Here is a 4,631-nt window from a genome sequence, read left to right on the forward strand (position 1 = left end):
CTGTCACCCCGAACGGACCCAGTTCGATGGCGAGCGTCTTGGTGAAGCCCTGCAGACCGGCCTTGGCGGCGGCGTAGTTCGCCTGGCCCCGGTTGCCCAGCGCGGAGGTGCTGGAGAGGTTGACGATCCGCCCCCACCTGCGGTCCACCATGTGCTTCTGGGCGGCCTGGCTGAACAGGAACGCGCCGCGCAGGTGCACTCCCATCACCGTGTCCCAGTCGGCGTTGGTCATCTTGAACAGCAGGTTGTCGCGCAGCACTCCGGCGTTGTTGACCAGCACGGTGGGCGCGCCCAGCTCGGCAGCGATCCGGGCCACCGCCGCCTCGACCTGGTCGCGGTCGGAGACGTCGGCGCCCACCCCGAGCGCCCGGCCGCCGGCGGCGGCGATGGCGTCCACCGTCTCCTTGGTGGCGGCCTCCTCGATGTCGACCACGGCGACGGCCATTCCGTCGGCGGCCAGCCGCCGGGCGGTGGCCGCGCCGATGCCGCGTGCGGCTCCGGTGACGATGGCGACGCGGGGCTCCTCCGACATGATTACCTCCCGGTAACGTGGGGTCGATCGAAGGAGCTTAACCTTCCACTGCTAGTTATCGGTGACGACCATGGCCGGATCCACGACACACCGGATCGCCGTGCCTCAGAAGCCCCGGCCCCGGCAGAGCCGGATCCACCGGTATCCGTGGCCGGAGACCTTCACCGCGCCGAGCTTGCCCAGCTCGCCGTAGCCACGGTCGGCGAGCACGTCGGTCGGCTGGTCCGCCTCCGGCTCGAGACTGCTGAGGTCGACCTCCACGTCGTCGGTGCCCAGGTTGTGCACGAAGACCATCGTGCCCGTCGACCCGTCGGCCCGGTGCGCGAGCACTCCGGGCGGCATCGCCACGTCGATGTGGGTCGTCGAGCCGGAGCCGATCTCCGGAGCCTCCCGCAGCGTACGGATCATGCGCTCGAACCAGCCGAGCAGCGACTTCGGGTCGCCCCGCTGGGCGGTGACGTTGACGTTCTGGTAGCCGAACTCACCCTTGTCGATCACCGGACGGACCAGCTTCTCCGGGTCCGCCGTGGAGAAGCCGGCATTCGGCTGGAACGACCACTGCATCGGGGTACGGATCGCCTCCCGACCGGGCAGCGACAGGTCCTCGCCCATCCCGATCTCCTCGCCGTAGCGCAGCACCGGCGTGCCGCGCATCGAGAACTGCAGGGCGTACGCCAACTCGATGCGCCGCCGGTCGTTACCGAGCATCGGGGCGAACCGGCGACGGATGCCCCGGTCGTAGATGCGCATGTTCTCGTCCGGGCCGAACTGCGCGTACACCTGGTTGCGTTGTTCGGTGGTGAGCCGGGACAGGTCGATCTCGTCGTGGTTACGCAGGAAGGTGGCCCACTGCCCGCCGACCGGCAGCTTCGGGGTGTCGCGCAACGCCTCGATCAGCGACTCCGGGTCCTGCCGGGCGAGGGCGAGCATGAGTCGGCCGTTGAGCATGAAGTCGAAGAGCATGTGGATCCGGTTGCCGGAGCCGCTGGCGTCGCCGAAGAACGTCGGTAGCTGGTCCGGCTCGACGTTCGCCTCGGCCAGCAGGACGGCGTCACCGCGACGCCACTGGACGTGCTGGCGCAGCTCGGTGAGGAACTCGAAGTCCTTCGGAGAGTTCGGGTTGCCGGGCTCGGTCAGCTCGATGATGAACGGCACCGCGTCCATTCGGAAGCCGGAGACACCGAGCTGGAGCCAGAACGACATGATCTTCTTGACCTCGGCCCGGACCTGCGGGTTGGCGAAGTTGAGGTCGGGCTGGAACTTGTAGAACCGGTGGTAGAACCACGCCTTGGCGGTGCGGTCGTAGCTCCAGGTCTCCTTCTGCTCGCCGGGGAAGACCATGCCCTGGTGCCGGTCGTCCGGTTCGGTGTCGGACCAGACGAACCAGTCCCGGTACGGCGAGTCCGGCGACGAGCGGGCGGACTGGAACCACGGGTGCTCGTCGGAGGTGTGGTTGACCACCAGATCGATGATCACCCGGATGCCCCGGTTCTGCGCCTGGTGCAGCAGCTCGGCGAAGTCGCCGAGGGTGCCGAAGCGCGGATCCACGTTGTAGAAGTCGGTGACGTCGTAGCCGTCGTCGCGGTTCGGTGACGGGTGGATCGGGTGCAACCACAGGCAGGTGACCCCGAGCCGGGCCAGGTAATCCAGCCTCCCGATCAACCCACGGATGTCACCGACCCCGTCGCCGTCCGAGTCGGCGTACGTGTCGATGTCGAGGCAGTAGACGACGGCTTCGGAATACCAACGGTCACCCATGCCGGAGAAACATCTCCGATCGATCACCGCGGCAAACCCTTGGTTATCGTGCCTGTCATGGGAAACGACCTGGTACCGCCGAGCGAACCGTTGGACTGGTCCCGGGGTGCCTGGCTGCACCCGCCGGTACGCGTCGAGGAGGGCCCGGCCGGTGAGCTGGTCGTCGAGCCGGCGGCGGACAGCGACTTCTGGCGCAGGACCAGCTACGGCTTCGTCCACGACAACGGACCGGCCCTGCTGGCACCACTGCCGGTGGACACCGCCATGGAGGTGAGCTTCCGGCTCGACTTCTCGGCGCAGTTCGACCAGGCCGGTGCGTTCGTCCGCGTTGACGAGCGCACCTGGACCAAAGCCGGCGTCGAGATCAGCGACGGGGAGGTGCAGCTCGGCGCGGTGGTGACCAGGGAGTTCTCCGACTGGTCGGTGGGGCCGGTGCCGGAGTGGGCGGGTCGGGAGGTGACCGTCCGGGTCAGCCGGGCCGGCGACGCGCTGACCGTCCGCGCCCGGGTCGACGACGAGCCGTGGCGACTGGTCCGGCTCGTCCCGCTGGATCCGGCGGCGGACGCGGTGGCCGGGCCCTTCTGCTGCGCCCCGTCGCGCGCCGGGCTGACAGTGGTGTTCACCGGCTGGCGGCAGGGGCCGGCGGACACCGCCCTGCACCCCGAGGTGTAACGACCGCTCCGGTGGGTATGACCGTACGATCCCGAGCACCGACGCGGAAGGACGACAATGGCGTACGCCCAGGCTGGCGACCCGTCCGAGTTCACCGGGTTGACCGGCTGGGTGGCTTCGGTGATCGAGGCGATGGGCCCGGTCGGCGTGGCGCTGCTGGTGGCGTTGGAGAGCATCGTCCCGCCGATCCCCAGCGAGGTCGTGCTGGCGCTCGCCGGTTTCCTGGCGCACGAGGGTCAGTTCAACGTCGTGGTGGTGGTGCTGGCCGCGACGGTCGGCTCGCTGGTCGGCGCGTTGGTGCTCTACTGGCTGGGCGCGGCGCTCGGCGAGGATCGACTCAAGCGCTGGTTGGACCGCATCCCGTTGGTGGACAGCGACGACCTGGAGCGGGCCGACAGGTGGTTCGAGCGGCACGGTCGGTGGGCGGTGCTGATCGGCCGGGTGGTGCCGGTGGTCCGCAGCCTGGTCTCCGTGCCGGCCGGCGCCAACCGGATGCCGCTCGGCGAATTCATCCTGCTCACCACCATCGGCAGCGGGGTGTGGAACGGCCTCATCGTGGGCGCCGGTTACGCGCTCGGGAGCCGCTGGCAGGACGTCGCGCGCTACAGCGACTGGTTCAACTACGCGATCGGCGCCGTCTTCGTCGTCATGGTGGTCAGTTGGGTGATCCGTAAGGTCCGCAAGCGTCGGGAGCGCGGCGACCGGCGGTCGGTGACCGCCGGCCGCTGATCCGAGCTACCGGTTACCGCTGACTTGTGAACAAGCGTCAGCCTGGGCTGTCAGGGCAGAGTGTCCAGGTGTGGGCCCACCGTGTTGGCGAAGCCGTTGCCGTTGCTGACGTCCCAGTTCACCGACCAGGTCATCGCGCCCCGGATGCCGGGGTAGGTGCGCGGCGGGCGGAAGCTGCCGCAGTTGGTGCCCCGGGCCAGGCAGTCCAGGGCGGCGTTGACGACGCTGGGCGCGACGATGCCGCCACCGGCCGCTCCCGGCCCGGCGGGCAGGCCGAGGCCGACCTGGTCGGGGCGGAGCCCGGCCTCCAACTGGATGCAGGCCAGCGCGACGATGAAGTTCACGGTGCCCTGGCCGTACGCGGCGTTCTGGTCGCAGCCGAGCATCGCCCCGGAGTTGTAGAACTGGGTGTTGACGACGGTGAGGATGTCCTTGATGTCGAGCGCCAGCTTGAAGTAGCCGCCGGCCGGGTTCTGCATGTCGATCGTCTGCGGGGCCATCGCGATGATCAAGCTCGACCCGACCTTGGCTCGCAGCGCGCGCAGCGCCTGCGCCATGTACGTCGGGTTGAGGCCGTTCTCCAGGTCGATGTCGATCCCGTCGAAGCCGTACCGGGCGATCAGCGCGGCGGCCGTGTCGGCGAACACGGTGGCTGACGCGGCGTCGTTCACGGTGACCCGGCCGGTCTCACCGCCGACCGAGAGGATCACCCGTTTGCCCCGGCTGTGCAGGGTGCGGACGTCGTTGGTGAAGTCCGCGTCGGTGTAGCCGCCGAGCGACGCGGCGAGCCCGGGGTCGATGCCGAAGGTGAGCGCGCCGGGTGTCGACGTGGCCTCGGCGAAGGCGACGGCCACCAGGTCGTACTCGGCGGGCACGTCGCGCAGCCGCAGCTCGACGGCCGGGTTGTCGAAGTTGTGCCAGTAGCCGGTGAGTAGGTGCT

5 protein-coding genes are annotated in these 4,631 nt (G+C 69.3%); 2 read left to right on the plus strand and 3 right to left on the minus strand.

Annotation, left to right across the window (positions count from 1 at the left end; genetic code table 11):
• On the minus strand, positions 1-532 hold a 532-nt coding region (locus KBX53_RS23040), incomplete at its 3' end, for an SDR family NAD(P)-dependent oxidoreductase (RefSeq protein WP_210861591.1).
• A gap of 105 nt (positions 533-637) precedes the next feature.
• Positions 638-2,290, minus strand: coding sequence for an alpha-amylase family protein (locus KBX53_RS23045; protein WP_030333087.1), 1,653 nt, complete (start codon positions 2,288-2,290; stop codon positions 638-640).
• A gap of 57 nt (positions 2,291-2,347) precedes the next feature.
• On the opposite strand from KBX53_RS23045, the gene KBX53_RS23050 reads away from it, so the two are divergent.
• Entirely contained in the window at positions 2,348-2,962 is a 615-nt protein-coding gene (locus tag KBX53_RS23050; RefSeq protein ID WP_030333085.1) for a DUF1349 domain-containing protein, read from the plus strand.
• Positions 2,963-3,019: 57 nt separating this feature from the next.
• Positions 3,020-3,691, plus strand: coding sequence for a DedA family protein (locus tag KBX53_RS23055; protein WP_030333084.1), 672 nt, complete (start codon positions 3,020-3,022; stop codon positions 3,689-3,691).
• Positions 3,692-3,741: 50 nt separating this feature from the next.
• Here the strand turns inward: KBX53_RS23055 and KBX53_RS23060 are convergent.
• Positions 3,742-4,631 (minus strand): chitinase (locus KBX53_RS23060; RefSeq protein ID WP_210861592.1); only part of this gene is annotated, 890 nt, incomplete at its 5' end.

Source organism: Micromonospora sp. M51 (assembly GCF_018070305.1).
GTDB classification, from domain to species: domain Bacteria; phylum Actinomycetota; class Actinomycetes; order Mycobacteriales; family Micromonosporaceae; genus Micromonospora; species Micromonospora parva.

What these genes read in the sequence shown, in the direction of transcription:
- KBX53_RS23045 (WP_030333087.1), bottom strand. Translation starts at nt 2,290, where the DNA reads ATGGGTGACCGTTGGTATTCCGAAGCCGTCGTCTACTGCCTCGACATC.
- KBX53_RS23050 (WP_030333085.1), top strand. Translation starts at nt 2,348, where the DNA reads ATGGGAAACGACCTGGTACCGCCGAGCGAACCGTTGGACTGGTCCCGG.
- KBX53_RS23055 (WP_030333084.1), top strand. Translation starts at nt 3,020, where the DNA reads ATGGCGTACGCCCAGGCTGGCGACCCGTCCGAGTTCACCGGGTTGACC.